The 24,879-nt window shown below is 73.4% G+C and carries 27 protein-coding genes; 11 read left to right on the forward strand and 16 right to left on the reverse strand.

Annotated elements, in window-relative coordinates; translation table 11 throughout:
• Positions 1-177: 177 nt before the first annotated feature.
• A complete protein-coding gene (locus tag FB462_RS15110) occupies positions 178-1,437 on the reverse strand; it encodes an endo-1,4-beta-xylanase (RefSeq protein WP_141862752.1) in 1,260 nt (419 codons plus the stop codon).
• A gap of 84 nt (positions 1,438-1,521) precedes the next feature.
• Positions 1,522-1,821 carry a hypothetical protein gene (locus tag FB462_RS15115; RefSeq protein WP_141862754.1) on the reverse strand — a complete coding sequence of 100 codons (300 nt, stop codon included), beginning with the start codon at positions 1,819-1,821 and terminating at the stop codon, positions 1,522-1,524.
• Between the two features lie 107 nt (positions 1,822-1,928).
• Here FB462_RS15115 and FB462_RS15120 point away from each other — a divergent pair, with 107 nt between their 5' ends.
• Together FB462_RS15120 and FB462_RS15125 are read left to right on the forward strand one after the other, a co-directional pair.
• Positions 1,929-4,013, forward strand: coding sequence for an ArnT family glycosyltransferase (locus FB462_RS15120; RefSeq protein WP_141862756.1), 2,085 nt, complete (start codon positions 1,929-1,931; stop codon positions 4,011-4,013).
• A gap of 41 nt (positions 4,014-4,054) precedes the next feature.
• Complete coding sequence (locus FB462_RS15125) at positions 4,055-4,528, forward strand: GNAT family N-acetyltransferase (RefSeq protein ID WP_167510138.1); 474 nt, start codon at positions 4,055-4,057, stop codon at positions 4,526-4,528.
• On the opposite strand, the gene FB462_RS15130 is transcribed toward FB462_RS15125, so the two are convergent.
• The 4 genes from FB462_RS15130 to FB462_RS15145 all read right to left on the reverse strand — a co-directional run bounded on the left by FB462_RS15130 (position 4,512) and on the right by FB462_RS15145 (position 8,355).
• A complete protein-coding gene (locus tag FB462_RS15130) occupies positions 4,512-5,057 on the reverse strand; it encodes a cysteine hydrolase family protein (protein WP_141862760.1) in 546 nt (181 codons plus the stop codon). The genes FB462_RS15125 and FB462_RS15130 overlap by 17 nt on opposite strands.
• An 84-nt stretch (positions 5,058-5,141) precedes the next feature.
• Entirely contained in the window at positions 5,142-6,485 is a 1,344-nt protein-coding gene (locus FB462_RS15135; protein ID WP_141862762.1) for an extracellular solute-binding protein, read from the reverse strand.
• Between the two features lie 98 nt (positions 6,486-6,583).
• On the reverse strand, positions 6,584-7,414 hold the full coding sequence (locus FB462_RS15140) for a carbohydrate ABC transporter permease (RefSeq protein WP_058740823.1): 831 nt from the start codon (positions 7,412-7,414) through the stop codon (positions 6,584-6,586).
• Complete coding sequence (locus tag FB462_RS15145; protein ID WP_141862764.1) at positions 7,414-8,355, reverse strand: carbohydrate ABC transporter permease; 942 nt, start codon at positions 8,353-8,355, stop codon at positions 7,414-7,416. The genes FB462_RS15140 and FB462_RS15145 overlap by 1 nt, the downstream gene beginning before the upstream one ends.
• A 239-nt stretch (positions 8,356-8,594) precedes the next feature.
• Between FB462_RS15145 and FB462_RS15150 the strand changes: the two genes are divergently transcribed.
• Positions 8,595-9,494: an inositol monophosphatase family protein gene (locus FB462_RS15150; protein WP_141862766.1), complete on the forward strand. Its 900-nt coding sequence runs from the start codon at positions 8,595-8,597 to the stop codon at positions 9,492-9,494.
• On the opposite strand, the gene FB462_RS15155 is transcribed toward FB462_RS15150, so the two are convergent.
• The 4 genes from FB462_RS15155 to FB462_RS15170 all read right to left on the reverse strand — a co-directional run bounded on the left by FB462_RS15155 (position 9,478) and on the right by FB462_RS15170 (position 12,976).
• Positions 9,478-10,494 carry a LacI family DNA-binding transcriptional regulator gene (locus FB462_RS15155; protein WP_114851368.1) on the reverse strand — a complete coding sequence of 339 codons (1,017 nt, stop codon included), beginning with the start codon at positions 10,492-10,494 and terminating at the stop codon, positions 9,478-9,480. The two genes, FB462_RS15150 and FB462_RS15155, sit on opposite strands and share 17 nt — an antisense overlap.
• Entirely contained in the window at positions 10,491-11,183 is a 693-nt protein-coding gene (locus FB462_RS15160) for a 2'-5' RNA ligase family protein (RefSeq protein WP_114851369.1), read from the reverse strand. The genes FB462_RS15155 and FB462_RS15160 overlap by 4 nt, the downstream gene beginning before the upstream one ends.
• A gap of 122 nt (positions 11,184-11,305) precedes the next feature.
• Positions 11,306-12,325 carry a LacI family DNA-binding transcriptional regulator gene (locus tag FB462_RS15165; RefSeq protein ID WP_114851370.1) on the reverse strand — a complete coding sequence of 340 codons (1,020 nt, stop codon included), beginning with the start codon at positions 12,323-12,325 and terminating at the stop codon, positions 11,306-11,308.
• A gap of 93 nt (positions 12,326-12,418) precedes the next feature.
• Positions 12,419-12,976, reverse strand: coding sequence for a hypothetical protein (locus tag FB462_RS15170; RefSeq protein WP_141862768.1), 558 nt, complete (start codon positions 12,974-12,976; stop codon positions 12,419-12,421).
• Positions 12,977-13,034: 58 nt separating this feature from the next.
• On the opposite strand from FB462_RS15170, the gene mobA reads away from it, so the two are divergent.
• From mobA to FB462_RS15195, 5 genes are all read left to right on the forward strand, one after another.
• Positions 13,035-13,637 (forward strand): molybdenum cofactor guanylyltransferase, encoded by a 603-nt coding sequence (gene mobA, locus FB462_RS15175; protein ID WP_114851372.1) that lies wholly within the window; start codon positions 13,035-13,037, stop codon positions 13,635-13,637.
• 4 nt (positions 13,638-13,641) lie between these two features.
• On the forward strand, positions 13,642-13,980 hold the full coding sequence (locus tag FB462_RS17720) for a DUF6457 domain-containing protein (protein WP_188868881.1): 339 nt from the start codon (positions 13,642-13,644) through the stop codon (positions 13,978-13,980).
• Entirely contained in the window at positions 13,977-15,185 is a 1,209-nt protein-coding gene (locus FB462_RS15185; RefSeq protein ID WP_141862770.1) for a molybdopterin molybdotransferase MoeA, read from the forward strand. Before FB462_RS17720 ends, FB462_RS15185 begins: the two co-directional genes overlap by 4 nt.
• 99 nt (positions 15,186-15,284) lie before the next feature.
• Complete coding sequence (fdhD, locus tag FB462_RS15190) at positions 15,285-16,151, forward strand: formate dehydrogenase accessory sulfurtransferase FdhD (protein ID WP_141862772.1); 867 nt, start codon at positions 15,285-15,287, stop codon at positions 16,149-16,151.
• Positions 16,152-16,189: 38 nt separating this feature from the next.
• Positions 16,190-18,454 carry an FdhF/YdeP family oxidoreductase gene (locus FB462_RS15195; protein WP_141863386.1) on the forward strand — a complete coding sequence of 755 codons (2,265 nt, stop codon included), beginning with the start codon at positions 16,190-16,192 and terminating at the stop codon, positions 18,452-18,454.
• 105 nt (positions 18,455-18,559) lie between these two features.
• Here FB462_RS15195 and FB462_RS15200 read toward each other — a convergent pair whose 3' ends face one another.
• Positions 18,560-19,159: a TetR/AcrR family transcriptional regulator gene (locus FB462_RS15200; RefSeq protein WP_141862774.1), complete on the reverse strand. Its 600-nt coding sequence runs from the start codon at positions 19,157-19,159 to the stop codon at positions 18,560-18,562.
• Positions 19,160-19,219: 60 nt separating this feature from the next.
• Here FB462_RS15200 and FB462_RS15205 point away from each other — a divergent pair, with 60 nt between their 5' ends.
• Positions 19,220-19,876, forward strand: coding sequence for an NAD(P)-dependent oxidoreductase (locus FB462_RS15205; RefSeq protein ID WP_141862776.1), 657 nt, complete (start codon positions 19,220-19,222; stop codon positions 19,874-19,876).
• A 135-nt stretch (positions 19,877-20,011) separates the two neighbouring features.
• Here the strand turns inward: FB462_RS15205 and FB462_RS15210 are convergent, their stop codons facing one another.
• Positions 20,012-20,473, reverse strand: coding sequence for a GNAT family N-acetyltransferase (locus FB462_RS15210; protein ID WP_058740535.1), 462 nt, complete (start codon positions 20,471-20,473; stop codon positions 20,012-20,014).
• A gap of 124 nt (positions 20,474-20,597) precedes the next feature.
• Here FB462_RS15210 and FB462_RS15215 point away from each other — a divergent pair, with 124 nt between their 5' ends.
• Complete coding sequence (locus FB462_RS15215; RefSeq protein WP_167510139.1) at positions 20,598-20,819, forward strand: PLDc N-terminal domain-containing protein; 222 nt, start codon at positions 20,598-20,600, stop codon at positions 20,817-20,819.
• A 166-nt stretch (positions 20,820-20,985) separates the two neighbouring features.
• Here the strand turns inward: FB462_RS15215 and FB462_RS15220 are convergent, their stop codons facing one another.
• The 4 genes from FB462_RS15220 to FB462_RS15235 all read right to left on the reverse strand — a co-directional run bounded on the left by FB462_RS15220 (position 20,986) and on the right by FB462_RS15235 (position 24,632).
• Complete coding sequence (locus FB462_RS15220; RefSeq protein WP_141862781.1) at positions 20,986-22,575, reverse strand: MFS transporter; 1,590 nt, start codon at positions 22,573-22,575, stop codon at positions 20,986-20,988.
• 127 nt (positions 22,576-22,702) lie between these two features.
• Complete coding sequence (locus tag FB462_RS15225; protein ID WP_114851381.1) at positions 22,703-23,443, reverse strand: phosphatase PAP2 family protein; 741 nt, start codon at positions 23,441-23,443, stop codon at positions 22,703-22,705.
• The gene (locus FB462_RS15230; RefSeq protein ID WP_141862783.1) at positions 23,440-24,066 is read right to left on the reverse strand and encodes a DedA family protein; all 627 of its coding nucleotides are present in this window, start codon (positions 24,064-24,066) and stop codon (positions 23,440-23,442) included. The genes FB462_RS15225 and FB462_RS15230 overlap by 4 nt, the downstream gene beginning before the upstream one ends.
• The gene (locus FB462_RS15235) at positions 24,063-24,632 is read right to left on the reverse strand and encodes a DUF2127 domain-containing protein (protein WP_141862785.1); all 570 of its coding nucleotides are present in this window, start codon (positions 24,630-24,632) and stop codon (positions 24,063-24,065) included. The genes FB462_RS15230 and FB462_RS15235 overlap by 4 nt, the downstream gene beginning before the upstream one ends.
• Before the next feature lie 108 nt (positions 24,633-24,740).
• On the opposite strand from FB462_RS15235, the gene FB462_RS17820 reads away from it, so the two are divergent.
• On the forward strand, positions 24,741-24,863 hold the full coding sequence (locus FB462_RS17820; protein WP_259550730.1) for a hypothetical protein: 123 nt from the start codon (positions 24,741-24,743) through the stop codon (positions 24,861-24,863).
• The last annotated feature ends 16 nt before the right edge of the window (positions 24,864-24,879 follow it).

Genomic DNA, 24,879 nt, shown 5'->3' on the forward strand with positions numbered 1-24,879 from the left:
GGACGGTACGCCGGGATCCACGCGGACGGCCGCGAGATGCCCTCGTGGCCGCGAGACGCCGCGGATCCCGGCGGCGTCCCGCCCAGGTGGCGGCGTCTCGCGTCCGGCGGGCACGCGGGCCGCGACGGACGGGAGGCACGTGGCGGACCCGCCACGTGCCTCCCGTCCGTCCTCCGGTCACGTCGTGAGCGTGACCTCCGTCGGCTGCCGACCGATCGAGAAGTCCGTCGCCGTCCCGCGGACGGTCGCCCGGTACGCGCCGCGGAACCCGGTGGTCCGCACCTGCCCGCGGTCGTCCGTGCGCAGCACGGTCGGCGGCGTCCACCACTCGTCCTTGACGAGCCGACGGAGTGCCGCGTACGACGGCTTCGGCGTTCCGTCCGCCCGCACCAGACCGATCGGCGCACCGAGCCAGGCCCCGGCGTCCGTGATGCCCCAGTAGGTGATCGCCTCGACCGCGGGGTGCCCGACCAGGCTGCGGTAGTGCCGCTCGAGCTCGTCGGCCTGTCGTGCCTCGCCCTCCGGGGTGGACGGCCACGAGTCGAGGCGGTGGTCGTTCAGGTCGACGACGTCCGCGGGCATGAGCTCGCCGGAGACGAGGGACGTCTCGGTCAGGTGCAGCGGCAGGCCGTACCGGGCGAAGCGGTCGACCATCGAGAGCATCGTGTCCTCGCCCCAGTAACCCTGGTGCATGTGGGTCTGGAGACCGATCGCGTCGAGCTGCACCCCGGCCTCGAGCACGCCCTCGATCAGGCACTCGTACGCGCTGGACAGGTCGAAGTCGTTGAGCAGGAGCGTCGCCCGGGGGTTCGCCGCGCGGGCCTCCTCGAACGCCAGCCGGACCATCGGGATGCGGCCCTTCGCCCGGGCGAGCGGGGTGATCGCGTTCGGCCCGTTGTCGAACACGGGCATGATGACGACCTCGTTGATCGCGTCCCACGTGTCGACGAGCCCGTCGAAGGTGCCGACCTCGCGGCGGATGCGCTCGCGGAGGAGTCGTTCGACCTCGTCGAGGGGCCGGCCGAGCAGCCAGTCCGGCTGCACGGTGTGCCAGACGAGCGGGTGGCCCTTGACGTCGAGACCGCGGTCGCGGAACCACGCCGCGGTGCGACGCAGGCGGTCGGTCGCGGGACGGCCGGGCTCCGGCTCGAAGGTGCCCCAGTAGAACGGCAGCGTCGCGGTGGTGAACACGTCGGTGAACAGGTCCGCGAGGTGGTCGGGGTCGCCCGTGCCGATCGGCTCCCGCTCGCCGTTCGCCAGGCCGATGAAGTCGAACCCGATGTTGCCGAACGTGAAGGCGTGCCGGGTCTGCTCGACGGTGACCTCGGCGTCGCGGAGCGGCTCGCCGTGGCGGTCGACGACGGTCAGGACCGCCGTGCCCGTGCGGTGCGCGACCGCGTGCTGCGGTGCTCCCTCAGAACCGACCACTCCGTGCATCCCGACCACTCCCCGGCACCCGTCGACACCGGCGTCGGGCGGGATTTGTTGTGCGGCCGAACATAGCAGCGGATCGGCGCGCCGTCAGGAGCGTGCTGCCCCGTCTGTCCGCCGAGCGATGCTGGCGACCACGCCCGCCACCGCCGCGGCCAGCGACAGCACCACGGCGAGCGCCGACGACCCCCACACCACCACCTGGGCGACGCGCGCGACGGCCTCGCCGGACCGGACCGCGACGTACGAGTACGACCCGCCGTGCGCCCACGGGAACGCCGGCGCGACCGGCCAGGCCAGGTGCTCGGCGGCGGCGGCCACCACGACCGACACGGCAGCGAGGCCGGCGAGCAGGAGCGCAGCACGTTGAGCGGAGTGACGAGGACGCATCCGGGAACCCTATCGATGGGCATCCTGGTACCGCTCCTGAACGAACCGGAGTCCTGCGGACCGGCGACCCCAGGCTCCTTCATCGACTCCGGCGCGATGTTCGGCGCATGGACCCGAACCACCCCGCCCCGACGTCGGGCGACCCCGCCGCCGCACGGCCCGCACGGTGGTGGCACCAGACCGTCCCCCAGCGCACGACACTGGCCGCGATCGTCGTGCTCGGCGCGGTCCTGACGAGCTGGAACCTCGCCCGCGGCGGCGACATGTCCTTCTATGCCGCAGCCGCGCGGTCGATGTCCGAGTCGCTGCCCGCGTTCCTGTCCGGATCGTTCGACCCCGGCGCGACGGTGACGCTCGACAAGCTCGCCGGCTTCGCGGTGCCGCAGGCGATCAGCATCCACCTGTTCGGGATGTCCACCGCGTCGCTCGCCCTGCCGCAGGTGGTCGAAGGCGCGGTCACGACGCTCGCCGTCGCCGTGGTCGCCCTCCGCTGGCTCGGCGCCCGGGCCGGCCTGGTCGCCGCGGCACTGGCCGCGAGCACCCCGATCTTCGTGTCGATGTTCGGCCACCCGATGGAGGACGGCCTCCTCACGATGTCGCTCGCCGTCGCGCTGGTGTGGTGGCAGCGGGCCGCGCTGACCCGGACGTGGTGGCCGCTGCTGCTCGCCGGGCTGTTCGTCGGGGTCGGCTTCCAGGCGAAGATGCTGCAGGCCTGGATGGTGCTGCCCGCCCTGGTGCTCGCCACGGTCATCGCCACCGCGGGTCCCGGAGCGCGGTGGCGCCGTGCCACCGGTCACGTCGCCGCGCTGCTCGGCGCCGCGATCGTCGCGAGCCTCGCGTGGTCGGTCGTGCTCGGCCTGCTGCCGACCGGTGACCACCCGTACTTCGACGGGTCGACCGACGACAGCGTGTTCGCGATGGTCTTCGGCTACAACGGTGTCGACCGTTTCCTGCCCGGGCTGTGGCCGGGAGCCGTCGGCGCGCTGGGTGCCGCCGTCGGGCACGCCGGGACGCACGTCGCGGACGCGTGGCGCACGGCGACCGCCGGCCGCGGGGGCGGCGGGCACTCGCTGCTGCAGCTCTTCTCGCCGCGGTACGCGTCGCAGGTCGGCTGGTCGTGGCCCGCTGCGCTCACCGGCATCGGGATCGGTGCGGCCCGGTGGTGGCGCCGGACCGCCGGACGGGAGGCACGGGTCCCCGCCGCCACGCTCGTCGCCCTGGTCGTGTGGTTGGTCACGGCGGTAGCGGTGCTGTCCGTCCTGCGGCTCCCGCACACCGCGTACGTCGCCGGGATCGGCGTGCAGCTCGCGGCGCTCGGCGCGCTCGGCTGGTGGGGTGCCGCGAGCCTCGTCGACGCGACCGACCGCCGGATGCGGCTCGTGCCCGTCGGCCTGCTCGTGGTCCAGGGTGCGTGGTGGGCGTGGCTGGCGAGAGCCTCGTCCGAGCCGGCGCTCCTCGGGGCGATCGCCGTCGGGGCGACCGTGGTGACGCTCGTGCTGCTCGTCGTCCGCTGGCGTCGGAGCGACCCGATCGTGGCGTCGACCCGCGGGCGGCGGACGGCGGCGGGGCTGCTCGTCGCCGCGGTGGTGCTCGGACCGGCGTGCTTCTCGCTGCAGGTCCTCGACGCCGCACGGGACGGCAGCGGCGGCGACGCGTCGGTCGGTGTCGGGCAGGGCGCCTTCGCCCGCGGCGGCACCCCGGAGCGGGCGTTCGCGCTCGGCCGCGGCGGCGGCTCGTCCGCCGGCGGTCGGTCCGCCGGCACCGCGGCGTTCACGATCTCCGCTCCGGACGTGGTCGGCGGCCACACCCGGCTGCCCGCCGACGAGGCCGCCCTCGTCGGCGCGGCCCGGCGTGCCGGTGGTGGTCAGGACGGGGCGCCGCTGTTCCTCACCGACTCGTGGCGGATCGCCGCCGACGTCATCGGCGACACCGGCGACGAGGTCCTGACCGACGGCGGGTTCTCCGGCCGGGTCCCGGTCTTCACCGCAGCGCAGGTGGAGTCGATCGTCCGGTCGGGTCGGACCCACCTGCTCGTCGTCGCGTCGAGCGCCGCCGCCACCGATCCCGTCCGCCGCGCCGCCGCCGACCTCGGCTGCCGGGTCGTGCAGCGCTGGGGCTCGACCTTCGCCGACGCGGCCCCCGGTCGGTCCTTCGGCGGCGGCACGTCCTTCGCGCTCGAGCGCTGCTCCTGACGCGTCGTGCGGTACGGCAGGATCGGACGATGGAGATCCGCGTGGCCGAACTCGACGACGCCGAGGCCGTCGCGGCCTTCCAGGTCCGGGCGTGGGAGCAGACGTACCGAGGCCTCGTCCCCGACACGTTCCTCGACGCCCCGAGCTCGCAGGACCGCCGCGCGCGCTGGGCTGGACGGATCCGCCGTGGCGAGCGTCGCGTCCTGCTCGCGAGCGCCCGCGACGTCGTCCTCGGGGTGTCGCGAACCTCACGGTCGAGCGAGCCCGGCCTGCCCGCGATGGAGCTCTGCACGCTCTACGTCGATGCAGCCGCACAGGGCACCGGGGTGTCGGACCAGCTGCTCGACGCTGCGCTCGGGCGAGCTGCAGCCCATCTGCTCGTCTTCTCGGTCAACGAGCGAGCCAAGCGCTTCTATGCTCGCCACGGTTTCTCGCGTCTCGGCGAGCCCAGGACCGACCCCGGCACGGGGCTCGACGAGGAGCGCTGGGTGCGCTGCGTCAGCCGAGCGATGTGAACTGTACGCGGTCGTGCCGCTCGACGGCGTGCTGCTGCCCCGGGTACCGGAGACCGCTGAAGTACATGTTCGTGTGCGCGACGATCTGTTCGCCGCTGATGCGGACCCCGTCGTGCTCGGCGTCCGTCGTCGTGTGCGCGTCGGAGACCAGGGTCACGTCGAAGCCGCGGACGGCAGCGGCCTGGGTCGTCGTCCGGACGCAGTAGTCGCTCTGCGCTCCCGCCACCACGAGGTGGTGCACACCCAGTGACCGGAGGACATCGCCGAGATCGGTGTCCGAGAACGAGTCGCGGTACTCCTTCCGGACCAGGGGTTCGTCCGTCAGACGGTGCAACGGCGCTGCCAGTTCCCAGTCCGCGGAGCCCTCGGCGAAGTCGCCGTGGTCCTGCACCCAGACCACCGGCGCACCGCTCGCCCGAGCGCGGTCGACGAGGATCGCCGTGCGGGCGAGGACTCCGTCCGCGTCGAAGCAGTCCCGCACGACCCCGCGCTGGAGGTCGATGACCAGGAGCGCGCTCGTGTCCGACACAGCGACATCATGGCACCCGCCGACGCACGACGGGAGGTACGGGGCGGACGCGCCCCGTGCCTCCCGTCCGCCAGTCCGGCAGCGTCACTTGCCGGCGGCCGCGTTGTACGACGCGATCTGCGACTTCGCCTGCGTCTCCGCAGCCCGCATCGTGGACCGCACGTCCGCGCCCTCGACCACCTTGTTGAACGCGCCGATCACGGTCGCGCGCACGGTCGGGAAGGCGCCGGTGACGCAGCCCGCGCTCGCGGTGCTCGTCGGGTCGTCGCTGAGCTGGCGGTACATCGTCGCGGCGTTCGGGTCGGCGAGCGACTGCTTGCCGACCGCGGTGTCCTTCGAGGCCGTGTTCACCGCGAGGTAGCCGGTCGCCTTCGCCCACTCGGCCTGCACCTCGGGGGTCTCGAGCCACGCGGCGAAGTCGTAGGAGGCGCGCTGCTCGGCGGACGAGTGGCCCTTGCCGGAGATCCACAGGGCGTTGCCGCCGATGACCGCGCCGGCGTCCTTCGCGCCGGAGGTGGTCGGGAAGGTGGACACGACGGACTTCGTGCCGGTCGGGTCGAGGGTCGTGTAGGCACCGGACGAGGTGAGGACCATGCCGACCTTGCCGCTCGAGAACGCCGAGTTCTGCGCCGCCGAGTCGGTGCCCGGGTTCAGCGCGGCACCGTCCTGGTACAGCCCCTGCAGCGTCGTCATGAAGGCGACCTGCGTGTCCGAGGTGAGCGAGACGCCGGTGACGGCCTTGCCCGTGCGGCCGTTCGACGGGGTGCAGAACGGCTGGCCGCCCGAGGCGCTGAGCTCCTCGAGCATCCACGAGTCGGCCATGTTCATGCTCATGCCGTACAGGCCGGTCGTGCGGTGGATCTGGTCGGCCCACTGCGCGACCTGGTCGAGGGTCGTCGGCGGCTTCGTGACGTCGAGTCCGGCGCGCTGGACGATCGCCTTGTCGAGGTACAGCACGGGCATCGAGACCGAGAACGGCATCGCGGCGAGGCCGTCGCCGGCGCTGTAGTACGCCTTCGCGGCGGGGACGATGCTCCCGCCCGTGGTGGTCTCCTTCGCGAAGGTCGACGGTGCGACGGTCTGCCCGGAGTCGACCATGAAGCCGGTCGAGACGTCGTTCATCATGAGCAGGTCCGGGGTCGAACCGGACTGCACCGCGGCGGTGTACTTCGTCTGGACGTCGGCGTACTGGCCCTGGAACGTGGCCTTCACCGTCACGCCCTGCTCGTTCGAGCCGTTGTACTGGCTGACGAGCTCGTCCAGCTCGGTCGCGGCGGGGCCGGTCATGGCGTGCCAGAAGTCGACGGTGACCGGTCCCGAGGACGCGGCGGGGGTGGCGGAGCCGGAGGCGGAGCAGCCGGTGAGGGCGAGCAGTGCCGCGGCGGACACGGCGGCGACCGCGAGCACGGAGGAGCGACGAGCGGGCATGGGAGGGCCTTCCTGTGGGGACGGAGTCGGGATGGGGCGGGAGTGGTGGGCGTCGTGCGGGCGGGCCAGGTCGTGCGCGCGGGGTCGTGCGGCCGGGGCTACTTGAGGGCGCCGGCGGTGATCCCGCCGGCGAGGAAGCGCTGGGTCACCAGGACCAGCAGCAGCACGGGGAGCGTGACCATCGCCGCGCCGGCGAGCACGACGCCGACGTCCGAGGCCTCGGCGTTGGACAGCTGCGCGATGCCGACCTGCACGGTCCGGTTCTCGGGCGAGTTCGTCACGAGGAGCGGCCAGAAGAACCCGTTCCAGGCGGCGGTCGCGCTGACGAGCGTCACGGAGACGAGCGTCGGACGGGTGACGGGCAGGAGCATCGACCGGATGAACCGGAAGTGCCCGGCGCCGTCGAGCACGGCGGCCTCGTGCAGTTCGGCGGGGAAGGACAGGAACGCCTGCCGGAACAGGAAGATCGTCAGCGCCGAGGCGACGAACGGCAGGAACACGACGAGCAGGGTGTCGATGAGGTGCCAGGACGCGACCGTGAGGTAGTTCGCGATCAGGGTCGTCTCGCCGGGGATCATCATGCTCGCGAGCAGCACGAGGAAGATCGCCCGGGTCCCGCGGAGCCGGCAGAACACCAGGGCGTACGCGGTGACGATGCCGATGACGACCTGCAACGTCGTCTGGGCGAGCGTGACGACGATGCTGTTGAGGAACTGCCGACCGAGCGGTGCGACCTGCAGTGCCCGCTCGACGTTGCCGAGGTCGAGGTGGATCGGCACGAGTCCCGGGAGCCCCTGGTGCAGGTACTCGGACGGGGTGAGCGCCCCCTCGAAGACGTAGTACAGCGGGAAGCAGACGACCACGACGGCGACGATCAGCCAGACGTGCAGCAGGGTGCTGCGGACGCGTCGTGCGGTGCGCGGGCCCATCAGTAGTGCACCCGCTTCTCGAGCACGCCGAACTGTACGAGCGACAGCGCGAGGACGAGCAGGAAGAGCACGACCCCGAGGGCGGCGGCGAGCCCGAAGTTGGCGCTCGCCGACCCGAACGCCTGCTGGTAGATCGCGTAGACGAGGGTCTTCGACGAGTCCGCCGGTCCCCCGCCGGTCAGGATCTGGATCTGCCCGAACGTCGTCAGGGCCTCGACCGTGCCGGTGACGACGACGAAGAACAGCGTCGGCGTGACGAGCGGCAGCGACACCGACCAGAACGCCCGGAGGGGTCCGGCACCGTCGAGCTGGGCCGCCTCGACGACCTCGGGGTCGATCGCCCCGAACGCCCCGAGGAGCAGCAGGACGGTGAAGCCGAGCGACCCCCACGCGGTGACGACGATCACGCTGAACAGCGCCCAGTGTGTGCTCGTCAGCCACGGCACCGGGGTCCCGCCGAACTGCTGCACGACGGTGTCGACGAGACCGGTCCCCGGCGCGAGCATCGCGGCGAAGGCGACGGACGCGGCCGACACCGAGACGACCATCGGGGACGTCAGGAGCGCCCGGTAGACCGGCATGCCGCGGAGCTTCGCGGTGAGCGGCACCACGATGAGCAGCCCGAACACCACCCGGGCGGCGACGACCCCGGCGCAGAACACCGCGGTGTTGAGCATCGTCCGACCGAACGCCGGGTCGGTGAGGGTCCTGACGTAGTTCTGCAGGCCGACCGAGCCGGCGGGCTGCCCGAAGATGTCGGTGCCCTGCGTGCTGAGGAGGAGCACCCGGCCGAGCGGCCAGAAGACGAAGACCGCGAAGACGAGCAGCGCGGGCAGGAGCAGCACGACGCCGACGCGTCGGTCGGCTCGGTGCCAGGAGCGGGTGGCCGGGGCGGACCGCTGGCGACCGGCGACGAGGCCGGGCCGGACGGAGACCGTCATGGTGGGGACTCCTCGGGTTAGGGAACGTTCCCGATCTGGGGACGACACCACTGTGGAGGCGCGGCCGCGGCGGTCGCAAGCGAGGTCGACGTCCCGCCGCCCGCCGTTCACGCAGTGTTCGACACCGGGCCCGGACGGGGCGTCGTGGACCCCGGACCGTCGCCGGAGTTCACCCGTGGGACGGCCGCGCGACGCCGGGGGTTCCGCGTCCAGCGCCGCGGGCGTCGTACACCGGGGACATGACCGAACCCACCCCGACCGTGCCCCCTCGCACCGGGCGCCTCCGCACCGAACTCCCCTGCACCGACCCGCCGGCACCCGCCGTCCTCCGCCGCGCCGCCGAGGACGCCGCGCGCGCCGTCGCCCCGTCGCTCCTGAGTGCCTTCCGCTCCGACGTCGTCGTGCACACGAAGCGCGACGCTCACGACGTCGTGACCGAGCACGACCGGGCCGCCGAGCGTGCCCTGACCGGACTCCTGACGACGGCCGTCCCCGGGTCGACGGTCCTGGGCGAGGAGGGCACCGTCGGTCCCGCTCCCGAGGGCGCCCGGGTGCGCTGGATCGTCGACCCGATCGACGGCACCGCCAACTTCGCCCGGGGCCTGGCGTACTGGTGCGTCTCGATCGCGGCCGAGGTGGACGGGACGGTCGTCGCCGGCGTGGTGCTCGACCCCGTCGCGGACCACGCGTTCGGCGCGGACGACACCGGCGCGTTCCTGGACGGCCGACCGATGCGGTCCGTCTCGGGACCGGCGCAGGACGCCACGGTGCTGACGAGCTTCCCGGTGCAGCAGGACCTCGAGCTGCTCGGCGAGACCGCCGCGTTCGGCCTGCTCCGGGACCTGACCCTGGACTTCCGGCACCACCACAGCACCGGGAGCGGCGCGCTCAACCTGGTGCACGTCGCCGCCGGGTGGTCCGACGTCACGCTGGGCTTCGCGACGCACCCCTGGGACGTCGCCGCCGGCGCGCTGGTGCTCGAACGTGCCGGCGGTCGCTTCCGCGGCTTCCGCCACGGCGTCCCGACGGATCGCGCGGTCGACGCCGAGGACTACGTCGCGGTCGGGGCCGGCGACCCCCACGAGCGACTGGTCACCCGGGTCGCAGCCCTCTCCGCCACCGTCACCCGCGCGGGCTGAGGACGAGCGGGGCCGCACGGACGGACCCCCGCTGCTCGAGCCGGGTCGGGAGCACCTCGTGCCGCTCGACCCGGCGCCCGCGGAGCCGCTCGACGACGAGCTCCACCACGCGGGCACCCATCCGGGCACGCGGTTGGTCGACGGTCGTCAGGTCGAGCCGCCCGGCGAGGGCGGTCCCGTCGAACCCCGTCACCGAAGCGATGCCCGGCAACCGGAGGCCGACACCGGCGGCCGCGGAGACCAGCCGCGCGGCCGTCGCGTCGTTGGCGGTCACGAACGCCGTCACCCCGTCGCCGAGCAGTCGGGCGATCCGCGCCGGGTCGGCGACGAGCGACCCGACGTCCTCGGCGCGGCCGTCGGTCGGCAGCAGCGCCACGGCCGCGCCGTACGCCCGCCCGCGCCTGGTGGTCGACGGGTGCTCGGTCTCGCCGACGAAGCACGTGCGCACGTGGCCCGCCGCCGCCAGGTGCAGCACGAGCTCCCGCATCCCGGACTCCTCGTCCGAGCGGACCGTGTCCACCCCGCGGCCGGCGAGCGCCTCGCCGGCCGACCCGAGGACCGCGACCGGCAGGTCCGCCGCGGCCGCGGCGAGCGCGGCTGGCGGGAGCCGGCTGCTGACCACCGCGACCCCGAGCACCCCGTCGGCCGACCCGGCGGACGTGTGCAGTGCCTCCAGGCCGGATACCAGGCGGTCGTCGTCACGGAACGCATCGACGACCCGGAGCGCGAACCCCAGGGTGTCCGCGGTGGCCTGCGCGCTGCGCAGGACCTCCGCGTGGAACGGGTTGGCCCGCTCGGTCAGCAGGAGGCCCAGCACGAGCGGTGCGCCGGCTGCGCGACGTCGCGCCAGCGACCCGACCGGGAGGCCCAGCTCGTCCGCGGCGCGCACGGCCAGTTCCCGACGTGGTGCGGACACGCCGTCGTCGCCCCGCAGGGCGAGCGACACGAGCGAGCGGGACATGCCGGTCCGGCGCGCGACGTCGCGCAGCGTCGCGGTCACGGCGTGCGGAGCTTCCAGGTGCGGACGTGCTCCCACGTCATCGTCTGCCACCAGCGCCCCGTCCAGTCGGGGCTCGCGGTGCGGCAGAGCACGACGGTGTCGCCGACGAAGTCCGACGGCACCGGGACGTCGAGGCCGCGGATGAACTCGCCGACCTCGTCGTGCAGGTCCGGCCGGACGTACAGGTCGTGCGACGCGAGCGACAGGTGCGGGCGGTAGCGCTCCGGGTCGTGGTCGTTCGGCAGCGGCGCGTTCATCGACCGGCGGAACGGGGCCACGGCCGCGTCGACGTCGATCGCGAGCTGGTCGAACGCGGTGTTCCGCGAACCGTCCGGGTTCGTGGCGACGTCGTACACGTAGCCGATGCCCTGCTCGCGGACCCCGGCGTTGTGCACCGGGAAGCCGGGTCGACCGTCGAGCAGCGCGGTGAGGGCGTCGATCACCTCGGACTCGGCGGACCCGAACGGCTGGCTGCCGATCAGGGTGGCGTGGGGCGGGAACGCGCCGGAGGACACCAGGCCGTACTGGGCGCGGAGCTGGTCGGTGACGACGGTGACCGCGCGGCAGGTCCGGGGGTCTGGACGCAGGTAGACGCCGTAGCGGTAGGGGTCGCTGTCGTCGCGGGCGCCCTTGGCGGTGACGGCGGGGGCGGTCGCCGCAGAGGTGTCGAGGGTGGTGGGGGTCGGCATGCTCGTCCTGTTCGTCGCGGTTTCGGGAACGTTCCCCATCGTGGTGGGGATCGTTCCCGAGCGCACCCCTCCCCGCGGTGACGAAGCGGTGAACGACCGGTGTCGGCTGGGTCGCTGCGCGGTCAGGCGCTGGCGAGCGTGCGGCCGGGGACGAACTCCCCGTCGACGGCGACGTGCGCGGCGTTCGCCCGGCTGGCGTCGACCTGGTCGACGACGGCGTCGACCGCCATCGTGCCGATCACGTCGAGCGGCTGCCGCCACGAGGTGATCCCGAACAGCTCCGTGTCGTACGGCCGGATGCCGTCGTAGCCCGTGACCGAGAAGTCCTGCGGCGCCGAGAGCCCGCGGCGCCGCAGTGCCTCGAGGACCCCGACGGCGTAGTGGTCGCTCGGCGCCATGATCGCCGACACCCCGCCCGCCGAGATCACGGCCGCGACGAACGAGTCGAGCGCGCGGGGGTCGTTGCCGTGGTCCTCGGCACGGATCCGCAGGACGTCGACCCCGCGGGACCGGAGCCGTCGGGCCATCGCGTCGGTCCGGGCCGACTGGGTGAGGGAGCCCGCGGCGCTGATCGTGAGCACCGCGACGCGCACGTGCCCGGCGTCGGCGACGTGGTCTGCGAGTGCTCGGCCGCCGCCGCGCTCGTCGCAGTAGACGCTGCTGACCGACGGGTCGCGCTCCGGACGTCCGGCGATCACCGTGGGGATGCGTCGGGCGAACGGCAGGACGTCCTCCACCGGCAGGGCGCCGCTGCAGACGATGAGCCCCTCGACCCGGAGCGACACGAGGGTCTCGAGCGCGCGGCGTTCCTCGGCGAGCGGGAACGACCCGGCGCCCGTCGCAGTGACCGCCCGGTAGCCGCGGGCCGCCGCCTGCAGCTGGAACGCCGTGAGCAGGTGCCCGTAGAACGGCGTCGCGGCGTCGCGGACGAACACCCCGACCGTGTGCGTGCGGTGGGCGGACATCCCGCGGGCGTTCGCGTTCGCGACGTACCCGAGCTCGACCGCGGCGCGCTTGACCCGCTCGACGGTCGCCGGCGCCACCCCGTACGCCCCGGCGAGCGCCCGGGACACGACGGACTTCGACACCCCGGCGAGCGCCGCCACGTCGTGGATGGTCGGCACGGCGTGCAGGCCGCTCACGTCGCACGCCGTCGGGTTCGGAGGGTCACACCCGTCACGCTAGTGGCGATCCCCGGTCGAGCGGGGCCGGGAGTGGTGAACAGTTCCCGTGGCTCAGGCCGAGGGTCCCCGGCCGGCCACGGTGCGCAGCCCGCGGAGGTACTGCCCGCCCGTCTCGACGGTGTCGATGCGGCCGAGGCGGTACCCCAGCGGCACGTCCCGCCAGGAGGCGTCCGGCCGTACCTCGTGCAGGTACACCCACCGCCGGGTCACCTCGTGAAGCAGCCCGATCCACAGCGCGTCGAGTCGCTGGTCCGTCTGTATCCCGATCAGCTCTCCCTCGGCGGCGATCGTGCGGAGGACGCCGGCGGTCGTGTCGAGGTCGATGCCCGCCGGGACCAGCGACGACGGTGGCCACTCTGGACGGAGCCGGGCGGCGCGTGCCGCGAACGTGGTGTCGCGCCTGACGCTGTGCACCTCACGCAACCGGATCGCGATCAGGCCGTCGAACGCGCCACCGTCGGCCAGCGGGGCCATCAGGACCCACTTCGCGCCGACGCGGAGCACGAAGCCGGAGTACCGGGACTCCCGCTCGGTGCGACGCACGACGCGCACCACGTGGTCTGCCCCGACGGCCTCGTCGAGCCGACGACGGATCTTCTTCGACTTCACGGGCTCACGGTACCGAGTGCGATGCCGTCGGCGGACCACGGCGGGGTAACGTTCCCGCATGACCACCCCGGGCGTGCAGTACGACGCCGTCCTGCTCGCCGGGGGTCGGGCGTCGCGGATGAGCGGCATCGACAAGACGGCCCTGGTCGCCGACGGCCTGGCACTGTCGGACCACGCGGTCGCCGCGGCAGCCAGGGCCCGCAGCGTCGTGCTCGTCGGGCTCCGGGAGGGCCGGACCGCGCCGGACGGGGTCGTCGTCACGCGCGAGGAACCGCCGTTCGGCGGACCGGTGGCCGGGATCGCCGCGGGGCTCGAGGCGGTCCCCGCGCCCGCGCCGTGGACGCTCGTGCTCGCGTGCGACCTCGTGCGGCCCGAGCGGGCGGTCGACGCGCTGCTGCGGTCGGCGGACGACACCGTCGACGCCGACGGCTTCGTCGCCGTGGACGAGGACGGGCGTCGGCAGCCACTCCTCGCCCTCTACCGGTCGTCCGCACTGCGTGACGCCGTCCGGGCGCTCGGCGACCCGACCGACGCTGCCGTGCGGCGACTGACCGCGGGGCTCCGGCTCGTCGAGGTGCCGCTGTCCGGCGGTCTCTGTGCGGACGTGGACGAACCGGCGGACGCCGCCCGGGTCACGGGGACGAGCGGGCTGCTTGACTGACCGCATGACCACAGACGACGTCCTCGCCGCATGGACCGCAGAGCTCGCCGAGGCGCTCGGGTTCCCCGAGGACTTCACGCTCGACCGCGACGTCGTGCTCGACCTCGCCCGGGACGCCGCGCACGGTGTCGCCCGGCCCGCCGCCCCGCTCACGACGTTCCTGGTCGGCTACGCCGCTGGGCTCCGGGGCGGCTCGACGGCGGACGTGGAGGCCGCTGCGGCGACCGCGACCCGCGCCGCCCTCGCCCGCGGAGCCGACAGCAGCGGTACGGGCAGCGAACCGGGCACGCAACCGGGCACCGACGCGAGCACCGCTTCCGGCACCGACGCCGGCGCCCGGTGACGGCGGTCCTGCTCCCCTGGCAGGCCGCGCGCGCCGAGGCGCACCGGCAGGGCGTCCGACTGACGGCGGACCTCGCGGCGTCCGGCCCCGGGTTCGGGTCGGATCCCCTGCGACTCGACCTCGCGGCGGCGATCGGCCGGACGCTCGTCGGGGACCTCGTCGCCCCGGGGGACGTCCCCGGCCACGACGGGGCCGCGATGGACGGGTGGGCGGTCGCGGGCGACGGGCCGTGGACGCTCGGCGCGGGCATCGTCGCGGGGGCCGTGCCGTCGACGGAAACCCTGGCCGCCGGGCACGCACGCCCGATCACGACCGGTGCACCGGTGCCGCCCGGGACGACCGCCGTGGTGCGCTCGGAGGACGCCGCGGTCGACGCCGACGGCCGGCTCGTCCGGCACACCCCCTCGGACCGCCGCCACGTCCGTCCCGCCGGCGAGGAGGTCGCCCGGCACAGCACGCTGTTCCCCGCGGGCACGGTGCTGACCCCGCCGCGGGCGGCCCTCGCGGCGGCGTCCGGCGTCGACGACGTGCTCGTCGCGCCGGCCCCGACGGCCCGGGTCGCGGTGCTCGGCGACGAGATCGTCGGCGCGGGCGTCCCACGCCCCGGCCAGGTCCGCGACGTGTTCACCCACACGCTGCCGACCGTGCTCCGGGCCTTCGGGGCCGACCCCGTCGCAGCCGAGCGCGTGTCCGACGACGCCGACGCCACCGCCCGCGTGCTCGACGGCGCGCAGGAGCGGATCGTCGTCACGACCGGCGGCACGGCGGGGTCCTCGACGGACCACGTCCGCGGCGCGCTCGCCCGGATCGGCGCCGAGCTGCTGGTCGACCGGGTCGCCGTCCGCCCCGGTCGGCCGATGCTCCTCGCCCGTCGCGGGGCGACCGTCTACCTGTGCCTGCCGGGCAACCCGATGGCGGCGATGGTCGGGGCGGTGCTGCTCGGCGGCCCGCTCGTCGCGGGCGTGCTCGGACGCGCACCGGAGCCGACGGGGTCCGTCCGACTGGCCGTCGACGTCCCGAACGAACGGCCGGATGACCTCGTCCTCGCGTACCGGGACACTCCAGGGGGAGCCGTGCCGGCCGCGCACCAGACGTCGGCGATGCTCCGGGGCCTGGCCGACGCCGACGGACTGATGGTCGTCGCGTCCGGGGGCCGCGTGGCGGGCGAGGCCGTGCCTCCCGTCCGGCTGCCGTGGACCCGGTGACCGCAGCTCGGTGAGAACAGCCCTGTGGAGAACCGCGCGTTCCCACCGCGAACCGCACCACGCTGGCGGGGTCACCGCCTCGGGTGGTAGACCCGGACCATGAGCCGGATCACGGCGCGGAAGCGCGTCACCCGCATCACCGTCGCGACGTCCCGGTCGGTGCGTGACGACCTGCTCGCCGTCGAGGAACCGCTGGAGATCCGCGTCGGCGGGAACTCGCTCGCGATCACGATGCGGACGCCGGGCAACGACGTCGACCTGGCGGCGGGGTTCCTGGTGTCCGAGGGGGTCATCGCCCGGGGCGAGGACTTCGCCGCCGCGCGGTACTGCGCGGGTGCCACGGACGAGGGCCTGAACACCTACAACCTGCTCGACGTCACGCTCGCGGCGGGCGTCCCCGCCCCGGACCCCAGCCTGGAACGGGCGTTCTACACGACGAGCTCCTGCGGGCTGTGCGGCAAGGCGAGCATCGACGCAGTCCGGACGACCTCGCAGCACGCGGTGCACCACGACGACCTGGTGCTCGACCCGGCGCTCCTCGCGACGTTCCCCGACCGGCTCCGGGCGGCGCAGGACATGTTCGAGAAGACCGGTGGGCTGCACGCCGCGGCGCTGTTCGACGGGCGGAGCGGCGAGATGCTCGTCCTCCGCGAGGACGTCGGGCGCCACAACGCGGTCGACAAGGTCGTCGGGTGGGCGGTCAAGGAAGGCAGACTGCCCCTGAGCGGCACCGTCCTGATGGTGTCGGGCCGCGCGAGCTTCGAGTTGACACAGAAGGCGTCGATGGCAGGGATCCCGGTCCTGGCGGCGGTGTCGGCACCCTCGTCGCTCGCCGTCGACCTGGCGAAGGAGGTCGGCATCACGATCATCGGCTTCCTGCGCGGCCAGAGCATGGTCGTCTACAGCCGGCCCGAGCGGATCGTCGAACCAGCAACCGCCCCTCGAGAGACAGTGAGCGCCCCGTGACCGAGCAGCCCCCGAAGGACGACGTGACCGACGCCGAGATGACGGTCGGCGAACCCAAGGACTGGGCGGCCGGCGTCCCCGGCGTCCTGCACTCGATGGGCCCCGCGATCGAGCAGCTCGGGCTCGCGCGCACCGCCAAGCTCATGCTCTCCCTGAACCAGAAGGGCGGCTTCGACTGCATGAGCTGCGCCTGGCCGGACCCGGACAAGCGCAAGACGGCCGAGTTCTGCGAGAACGGCGGCAAGGCCGTCGTTTGGGAGGCGACTCCGGTGCTCGTCCCGCGGGAGTTCTGGGCCGAACACTCCGTCGGCGACCTCGCCGACAAGACCGAGTACTGGCTCGGCATGCAGGGCCGCCTGACCGAACCGGTGTGGAAGCCCGCCGGCAAGGACCACTACGAACCGGTCAGTTGGGAGCGGGCGTTCCGGATCATCGCCGACAAGCTGAACGGCCTGTCGAGCCCGGACGAGGCATCGTTCTACACCTCGGGACGCACGAGCAACGAAGCGGCGTTCGTCTACCAGCTGTTCGTCCGGGCCTTCGGCACGAACAACCTGCCCGACTGCTCGAACATGTGCCACGAGTCCACGAGCCTGGCGATGGCCGAGACCGTCGGCATCGGGAAGTCGACCATCGCGTACGACGACTTCGAGCACACCGAGCTCATCATCGTGATGGGCCAGAACCCCGGCACGAACCACCCCCGCATGCTCACCGCGCTCGAGGACGCCAAGCGCAACGGCGCCGAGATCGTCGCGGTGAACCCCCTGCCCGAGGCCGGCCTGCGCCGCTACAAGAACCCGCAGCGCGTCCGCGGCGTCGTCGGGCACGGCACCGAGATCGCCGACCAGTTCCTGCAGATCCGGCTCGGCGGCGACATGGCGCTGCTGCAGGCGATCGCGAAGCGCGTGGTCCTCGCCGAGCAGCGCACGCCCGGGTCCGTCGTGGACCACGCGTTCATCGAGAAGCACACGAGTGGGTACGACGCGTTCGTCGAGCACATCCTGCAGGTCGACGACGACGAGGTCGTCCGCGCCACCGGCCTGACGATCGAGGAGATCGACGAGCTCGCGGAGCGGTACCTGCGGTCCGAGCGCACGATCATCACGTGGGCGATGGGCATCACGCAGCACACCAAGGCCGTCGACACGATCAAGGAGATCATCAACCTCCTGCTCCTCCGCGGGAACATCGGCCGACCCGGCGCCGGCGCCTCGCCGATCCGCGGGCACAGCAACGTGCAGGGCGACCGGACGATGGGCATCTGGGAGCAGATGCCGGACTCGTTCCTCGACGCCCTGGCGAAGGAGTTCCACTTCGAGCCGCCCCGCGAGCACGGGGTCGACGCCCTGAAGGGCATCCACGCGATGCAGCGCGGCGACATCCGGTTCTGGATGGGCATGGGCGGCAACCTCGTCGCCGCGATCTCGGACAGCCAGCTCGCCGAGCAGGCGTTCCGCGGCACCGAGATGACCGTCCAGGTGTCCACGAAGCTCAACCGTTCGCACGCCGTCGTCGGGCGGGAAGCCCTGATCCTGCCGACCATGGGCCGCACCGAGATCGACGTCCAGGCTGCCGGCCCGCAGTTCGTCTCGGTCGAGGACACCGTCTGCTCCGTGCACGGCAGCCACGGGCAGGTCCCGCCGGTCGCCCCCGGCCTGCTCTCCGAGGTCGCGATCGTGTGCGAGCTCGCGAAGGCCACCCTGGGCGACCGCGTCCCGGTCGACTGGCAGGCCATGCGGGACGACTACGACGTGATCCGCGACCACATCAGCCACGTCGTCCCCGGCTTCGAGGACTACTCCCGCCGCGCCGGCAGCAAGGAGGGCTTCGTGCTGCCGAACGGCCCGCGTGACTCACGGACGTTCGCGACGAAGACCGGCAAGGCGATGATCACGGTGAACGAGCTCGAGCACGTCGAGCGCCCCGAGGGCACGCTGCTGCTGCAGACCCTGCGCTCGCACGACCAGTACAACACGACGATCTACAGCCTGAACGACCGGTACCGCGGCATCAAGAAGGGCCGGCACGTCGTCTTCGTCAACCCCGACGACCTGGCCGAGCTCGGGCTGACCGACGGCGACCACGTCGACGTCGAGACGGTCTGGGACGACGACGTCGAGCGCGTGCTGCGGGACTACCGAGTGGTCGCGTACCCGAGTGCGCGCGGCTGCGCCGCCGCCTACTTCCCCGAGGCGAACGTGCTCGTGCCGTTGGACAGCGCGGCGAAGGGCAGCAACACCCCGGTGTCGAAGGCCGTCCCGGTGCGGCTGACACGGGTGGCGGTGCCCGCCGGCGTCTGACGCGCGCGGATCTGGCGGCGGATCTGGCCGCGACCAGGACCGGACGGGAGGCGCGTGGCGGGGCCGCCACGATCCTCCTGTCCGTCCGCTGGTCGCGCCGGGCCGTCAGCGGTCGGTGACGGACCGTCGCGCCAGGTCCGAGGCGAGCATCATGTCGGCCGCGTCGTCGACGAGCCGCTCGCCCTGCGCACGCGGGATCCGACCGGACACCACGAGCGCGGCGAGGCCCTGCATCGTGGCGGCGAAGAGCATCTTGAACGATTCGCGTGCGGCCTCGTCGGTGTCGGCGTCCCGGGGCCCCGCCGCCTGGTCGAGCAGGCCGAACAGTGCCCCGGCGGCCTCCCCGACGGCACCGGTGCGGGTGCTCGACTTCGCCTGGAACATCAGGTCCATCAGGGCGGCGTCGGCGATGGCGAAGTCGACGTAGGCGTGCGCGACGCGGCGGAAGCGGTCGGGCAGGTCCGTCGACGCCGTCATCGCCCGCTCGACCGCGGTCCGGAGGCGTTCGAAGCCGACCACCGCGAGGGCGTCGAGCAGGGCCTGGCGGTCGACGAAGTGGCTCCGCGGCGCACCGTGACTGACCCCGGCGCGGCGTGCGAGGTCCCGGAGCGACAGCCCCTCGACGCCCGAGTCGCGGAGGACCGCGACGGCCTCGTCCAGGAGCACCGCGCGGAGGTTCCCGTGGTGGAACGGCCGCTCGGTCATGTCGCCATCGTACCCAAACCAGGCATTGACTAGATAGTAGTCAGTGTCTAGATTATGGGCATGACCAACGGACGATCCCTCCTCGTGCTCGGCGCCACCGGGCAGACCGGGCAACACCTCACCCGCCTCGCGCTCGAGCAGGGCCACCACGTGCGCGCCCTCGCCCGCACGCCCGCCAAGCTCGCGGTCCGGCACGAGCGGCTCGAGGTGGTCGCCGGCTCGATCACCGACGACCAACTCGACCTCGACCGGCTGCTCGACGGGGTCGACGGCGTCGTCGCGATGCTCGGGGACCGGGTTGCCCAGCAGGACCGCCTGGTGAACACCGAGTTCGTGCAGCGCCTCGTGCCCGCGATGCGCCGCAGCGGCACACGTCGGTTCCTGTACCAGGCGGGCGGACTCAGTGCGGTGCCCGGGCGACGTCTGGCCCTGCCGCTCCGGATCGTCCGCCGCACGATCGCGAAGTCCTACGACGGGCAGCACCGGGACAACGAGGCCGTGATGCGGTACCTCGACGAGCAGGCCCGGGACCTGGAGTGGATGGTGCACCGGGCCGGCATCGGCTCGGACGGGCCGTCGCGCGGCGAGCTCCGCCGCTCGCGGCACTGGATCAGCATCGGGACGTTCGTCGACTGCGCTGCGTACGACCTCCGGATGCTCTGGGACGACGACGCCGTGCACACGTGGGACGGCAGCGCGTACGCCCGGGGGCGCTGAGCCCACGCCGGTCAGTCGCGCGGGGAACCGGGGGCGAGGTCGTAGGTCACCCACGGCGCTGAGCCCACGCCGGTCAGTCGCGCGGGGAACCGGGGGCGAGGTCGTAGGTCACCCACGGCGCTGAGCCCACGCCGGTCAGTCGCGCGGGGAACCGGGGGCGAGGTCGTAGGTCACCCACGGCGTCGCGGTGGCCACGGCGTCGTACACCCGTCGTGCCGCCGCGTTGTCCTGCGCGGTGATCCACCGCACCACGCTCGCCCCCTCGGCAGCCGCGACGGCGGCGGCCTCGTGCAGGAGTGCCGTCGCGACACCCGCTCCCCGGGCGGTCGGTGCGGTGAACAGGTCGTCGAGGTACAGCCCTATCGTGGCGGTCGACGGACGTGCGAAGCGCCGCAGGTTCGCCAGCCCGACCGGGCGGTCGTCGTCGTCCACGGCGACGAGCCCGAGCAGGCCGTGCTCGCCGCCGGACACCCATCGCCAGGTCGCAGCGACGGCGTCGGGGTCGTCGGGCAGACGGTAGAAGGCGCGGTACCCGGCGTACAGCTCCGCCCACGCCTGCTCGTCGGACGGTCGGACGGGTCGGACGCGGGGTGCCATCCCGTCAGCGTAGGGGTGGCGGTGTCGGGACGCTGGGATGTCGTCCTCCCGGTTGACGCCCCGGGCCCGAGCGCCGACCTACCGTGGGAACCGTCGCACGACCGTGCGAGGAGGAGAGGCAGCCGTGCTGCAGAACATGAGTGGGGCGCACCTGCTGGTGATCGTCGTGATCCTGGCGCTCGACGTGGTGGCGCTCCTTCAGGTGTGGCGTGATCGTCGTCGGAGCGACGTCGTCAAGGCCGTGTGGACCGTCGTCATCGTCGCGGTGCCGGTGATCGGCGTCGTCGGCTGGGCGGTGAACTGGCTGCTCGGACGCGCCGCCGCCGCGCTCGACCGGTCCCGGTAGCGCGGTCGGTGGCGGTCGCCGTCGCCCGACCTCACGCGCCCAGCGACATGTCACGGGCAGCGGCGCGCGTGACCTGTCGCTCAGCGCGAAAGGTCACCGCGGCAGTCGACCAGCCGACCAGCCGAGCGCCGACCAGCCGAGCGCCGAGTGTCGCCGCCGCCCCGCCTCACACCGACGCCTGCGTCCCCCGCACCCGCCCCACGACGACGTCCACGATCCCGGCGAGCAGCGCCGCCCCCACGAACGCGAGCGACACCCCGAGCCCGAGCGGCAGCCCTTGCGCGTAGTCGCCCTTCGAGCTGGCGAGCGCCGAGTAGAACACACTGCCCACGGCCGCGATCCCGATGGCCGACCCGACCCGGGCACCGACCTGGATGAGCCCACCGGCCGAGCCGCCCTGCTGGACGGGGACCTCGGACAGCGTCAGGGTCTGGTTCGGCGAGATCGTCAGGCCGGAGCCGACGCCGGCGACGAGCAGCGGCACCACGAGCCACCAGCCGAGCGACGGCCCGTAGTGGTTCGCGACCACCCAGATCACGCCGCCGAGCCCGAGCAGCACCAGGATCGTGCCGAACACGATGAGCTGCCGCCCGAACCGGGACACGACCCGACCGCCGATCGTCGACGCGACGCCGGACCCGATCGCGAACGGCACCGAGGACGCCCCCGCCAGCAGCGCCGAGTAGTGCAGGCCGGACTGCAGCGCGAGCGTCAGCACGAAGAACAGCGGGGTGAAGCCGGCGAAGTACACGGTCGCGAGCCCGACACCGAGCGAGAACGACCGGCGGCGGAACAGCCCGAGGTCGATCACGGGCTCCTTCGTCCGCGCGTACCGCCGTTCCCAGAGCACGAACAGCAAGGCGAACACGACCGCAGCGACGACGAGCCACCACTTCGCGTTGCTCTTCCACTCCTCGGACTGCACGAACGGCAGCAGCAGCGCGACGACCGCGGCGCCGAGCAGGACGATCCCCACGGGGTCGAAGTCGTGCTTGCGCCCGCGCTCGGCCTTCGCGGTGGCGGGCAGGTAGCGGAAGGACAGGAGGATCGTGACGAGTCCGACGGGCAGGTTCACGAAGAAGACGAACCGCCAGCCGTTCTCGGTCCCGAACGCCGTGATGAGCAGCCCACCGACGAGCGGGCCGATCGCGGTGGCGATGCCGACCGTCGCTCCGAACAGGCCGAACGCGGTGCCGCGCTCCTTCCCGCGGAACAGCTGCTGGATGAGCGCGGTGACCTGCGGCGTGAGCAGACCACCAGCGAAGCCCTGCACCAGGCGGGCGATCACGAGCACGAGGCCGTTCGGCGCGAAGCCGCAGAGGGCACTCGCGAGCGTGAAGAGCGCGACGCCGACGATGAACATCCGTCGCCGGCCGGAGGCGTCCCCGAGCCGGCCTCCGGGCACGAGCAGCAGGCCGAACGCGAGCGCGTAGCCGGACAGGATCCACTGCACGGCCTCGGGCGAGGCACCGGGCAGGCCGCTCGAGATGGACTCCAGCGCGACGTTGACGATCGACACGTCGAGCAGCACGATCCCGCCGCCGAGCAGGCAGATGACGAGCGCCTTCCAGCGGTTCGGGTCCGGCTCGTAGTCGTCGCCGCCACCGCCCGACGGGCGGGCGCGGTCCGGGGTGGTGTCCTTCGGGGCTTCCGGTGGGGTCGCCGTGGGTGCGGCGGTGGCGGCGTGGTGCGCGCCGTGGTGTGCGACGGAGGGAGCCGCATCGGGCTCGACGGGTTTGCGGTGTTCGGCTGCCATGACACGCCCACGCTAGGCTCCGGGCCCTGCGGGGTCCGGAGCGTGCGGTCCGCGGCTTGTCCCCCGTCCACGCGACCAGGCGACGGACTGGAGGCACGTGGCGGGCCCGCCACGGGCCTCCGGGCCGTCAGCGGGTCGCGTCCGCCAGCTCGGGGACGCGCACCGTCACGTGCGTGTCCACCGCGATCGCCAGCGCGGTGATCATCATCGACAACCCGACCGACGCGAGCGTGTCTGTCAGCCAGTGGTAGCCCAGGTACAGCCGGGTGACGACCTGCGCCGTGATCATCAACGCCGCGAGCGCGAACAACAGGACCGTGACCCACCGACGGTGGGTCCGCGAGGCGACGAGGAACGCCCCGATCAGGAAGAAGTCGCTCGCCCCGAGCACGTGCCCGGACGGGAACGAGAACGTGTGGTCGGGCGCGAGCAGCATCAGCCCGACGGGCGGCCTCGGGTGCCGCACGATCGGCGCGAGCAGCTGCGCGGTGGCGACGCCGAGCACCATCCCGCACGCCAGCAGCAGCGCCCGCCACGCGTGCCGCGCGAGGAGCGCCCACACCACGGTGACCACGAGCACGATGATCGGCATCCCGACCGGCCCGAACACGGTCGCGAAGAACGCCGACACCCCGGTCAGGTCCCGGTCGCGGTGCGCGTCGAACCACTGCTCGACCGGTCGGTCCAGGTGCTGCACGCCGCTGTGGCCGAGCACCCCGACGAGCATCGCCGAGAACACGGCGGACCCGACGACGGCGAGCACGACGGCCCCGCGGAGCAGGACGGCCCGCTCGGTACGCCCGACGGTCCGGCGCTCCGGGGTGAACTTCGTGTGCCACCAGCCGGGTGCCTGCGTCGCGGCGGTCACCGTTCGACCCGGGCTGTGCGACGGCGGCGGACGAGGGCTCCGACGACGAGCGGGAGCACCGAGACGACGACCACGACGATCATCACCGCGTCGATGTGGTCCGCCACGAGCGGGACGCCACCGAGCAGGACCCCGGCGGTGACGAGCACCCCGACCCAGGCCACGGCGCCGACGACGTTCCAGGTGGCGAAGCGCCCGAGCGACATGCGCGCGGTGCCGGCGGCGAGCGGGACGTAGGTGCGGACCACCGGGACGAACCGGCCGAGCACGAGCGACGCGGCACCCCAGCGGGCGAAGAACGCCTCGGACTCGTGCAGCCGCGCGGGGGTGAGCAGCCGCGCGCCGGGGCGGAACAGCCGCCGGCCGACACGCGCGCCGAGGGCGTACCCGACGAAGTCGCCCACGACGGCGGCGGTCACGGCGACGAGCGCGACCTCGCCGGGTGTGACCCCGAGCGTGGCGCTGAGGATCGCGGCGGTGACGAGCAGCGAGTCCCCGGGCAGGAACGGGAACAGGACGCCGGACTCCACGACGACGAGGAGTGCGATCCCGGCCAGGACCCACGGCCCGAAGGCGTGCAGGACCGAGGCGGCGTCGAACAGGTGCAGGGCTGCGGGGATCACTGGGCGGTCCTCCAGGCGGGGTCGGTGGATCGGTCGGACGGGGCTCGACGGGCACTCCGTCCGAGCACGCTGCGCACGGCGTCGCCGAGGCTCCGGTGGTGCCGCCACTCGCGCACGGTGAGCGCGACGATGACGACGTCGAACAGGGTCAGGAGCGCGAGTCCGACGCCGGGGTGCTGCACGAACTCGACGCCCTGCCAGACCACGAAGCCGCCGAGCGCCGCGATCGCCCACGGGTACAGCCGTCGCGACCCGCGGAAGATCGCCGCGACGATGCCGAGCTTCACCAGGCCGTGCACGACCAGGTACACGGCGGCGAACAGCGTCGCGTCCGTGCTCAGCGCCGCGACCCCGTGGCGGACGAGGTGCGCGACCGGGTCGCCCGGGTCCTCGCGGAGCTCGCCGGCGGTCAGGAGCCGGGCGACGGCCTCGACCTGCGCCGGCCGGAGCACGAGCAGCGGCAGGCCGACGAGGAGCTCGACGAGCCCGTCGACCGCCTTGAGCGCGAAGCCGACCAGGAAGACCAGGTCGAACCAGCGCTCGCGGGTCCGTGGTGTGGTGCGCATGGCACCAGCGTCGGACCGGGTCTCCCAGGAACGACCAAGGCTGACGATCCGTGCAGCCTTGCTGCTTTCTGGGGCGATCCGCTCCACGCTGTCGGACGAGGAGGCGTCATGGGCGTGTGGATCGGTGTGGCAGCGGCGGGGGTCGCGGTGCTCGGTGTGGTGAGTGCGGGGGCCGCCCTGCTCGCGGTCGCGGTCGAGGCGGAGCGCGAGGGGCTGCTCGACCCCGAGTGACGAGGGTGCCGGGCAC

Origin of the sequence: Curtobacterium citreum, assembly GCF_006715175.1 — a bacterium.
In the GTDB taxonomy this organism is placed as follows: domain Bacteria; phylum Actinomycetota; class Actinomycetes; order Actinomycetales; family Microbacteriaceae; genus Curtobacterium; species Curtobacterium citreum.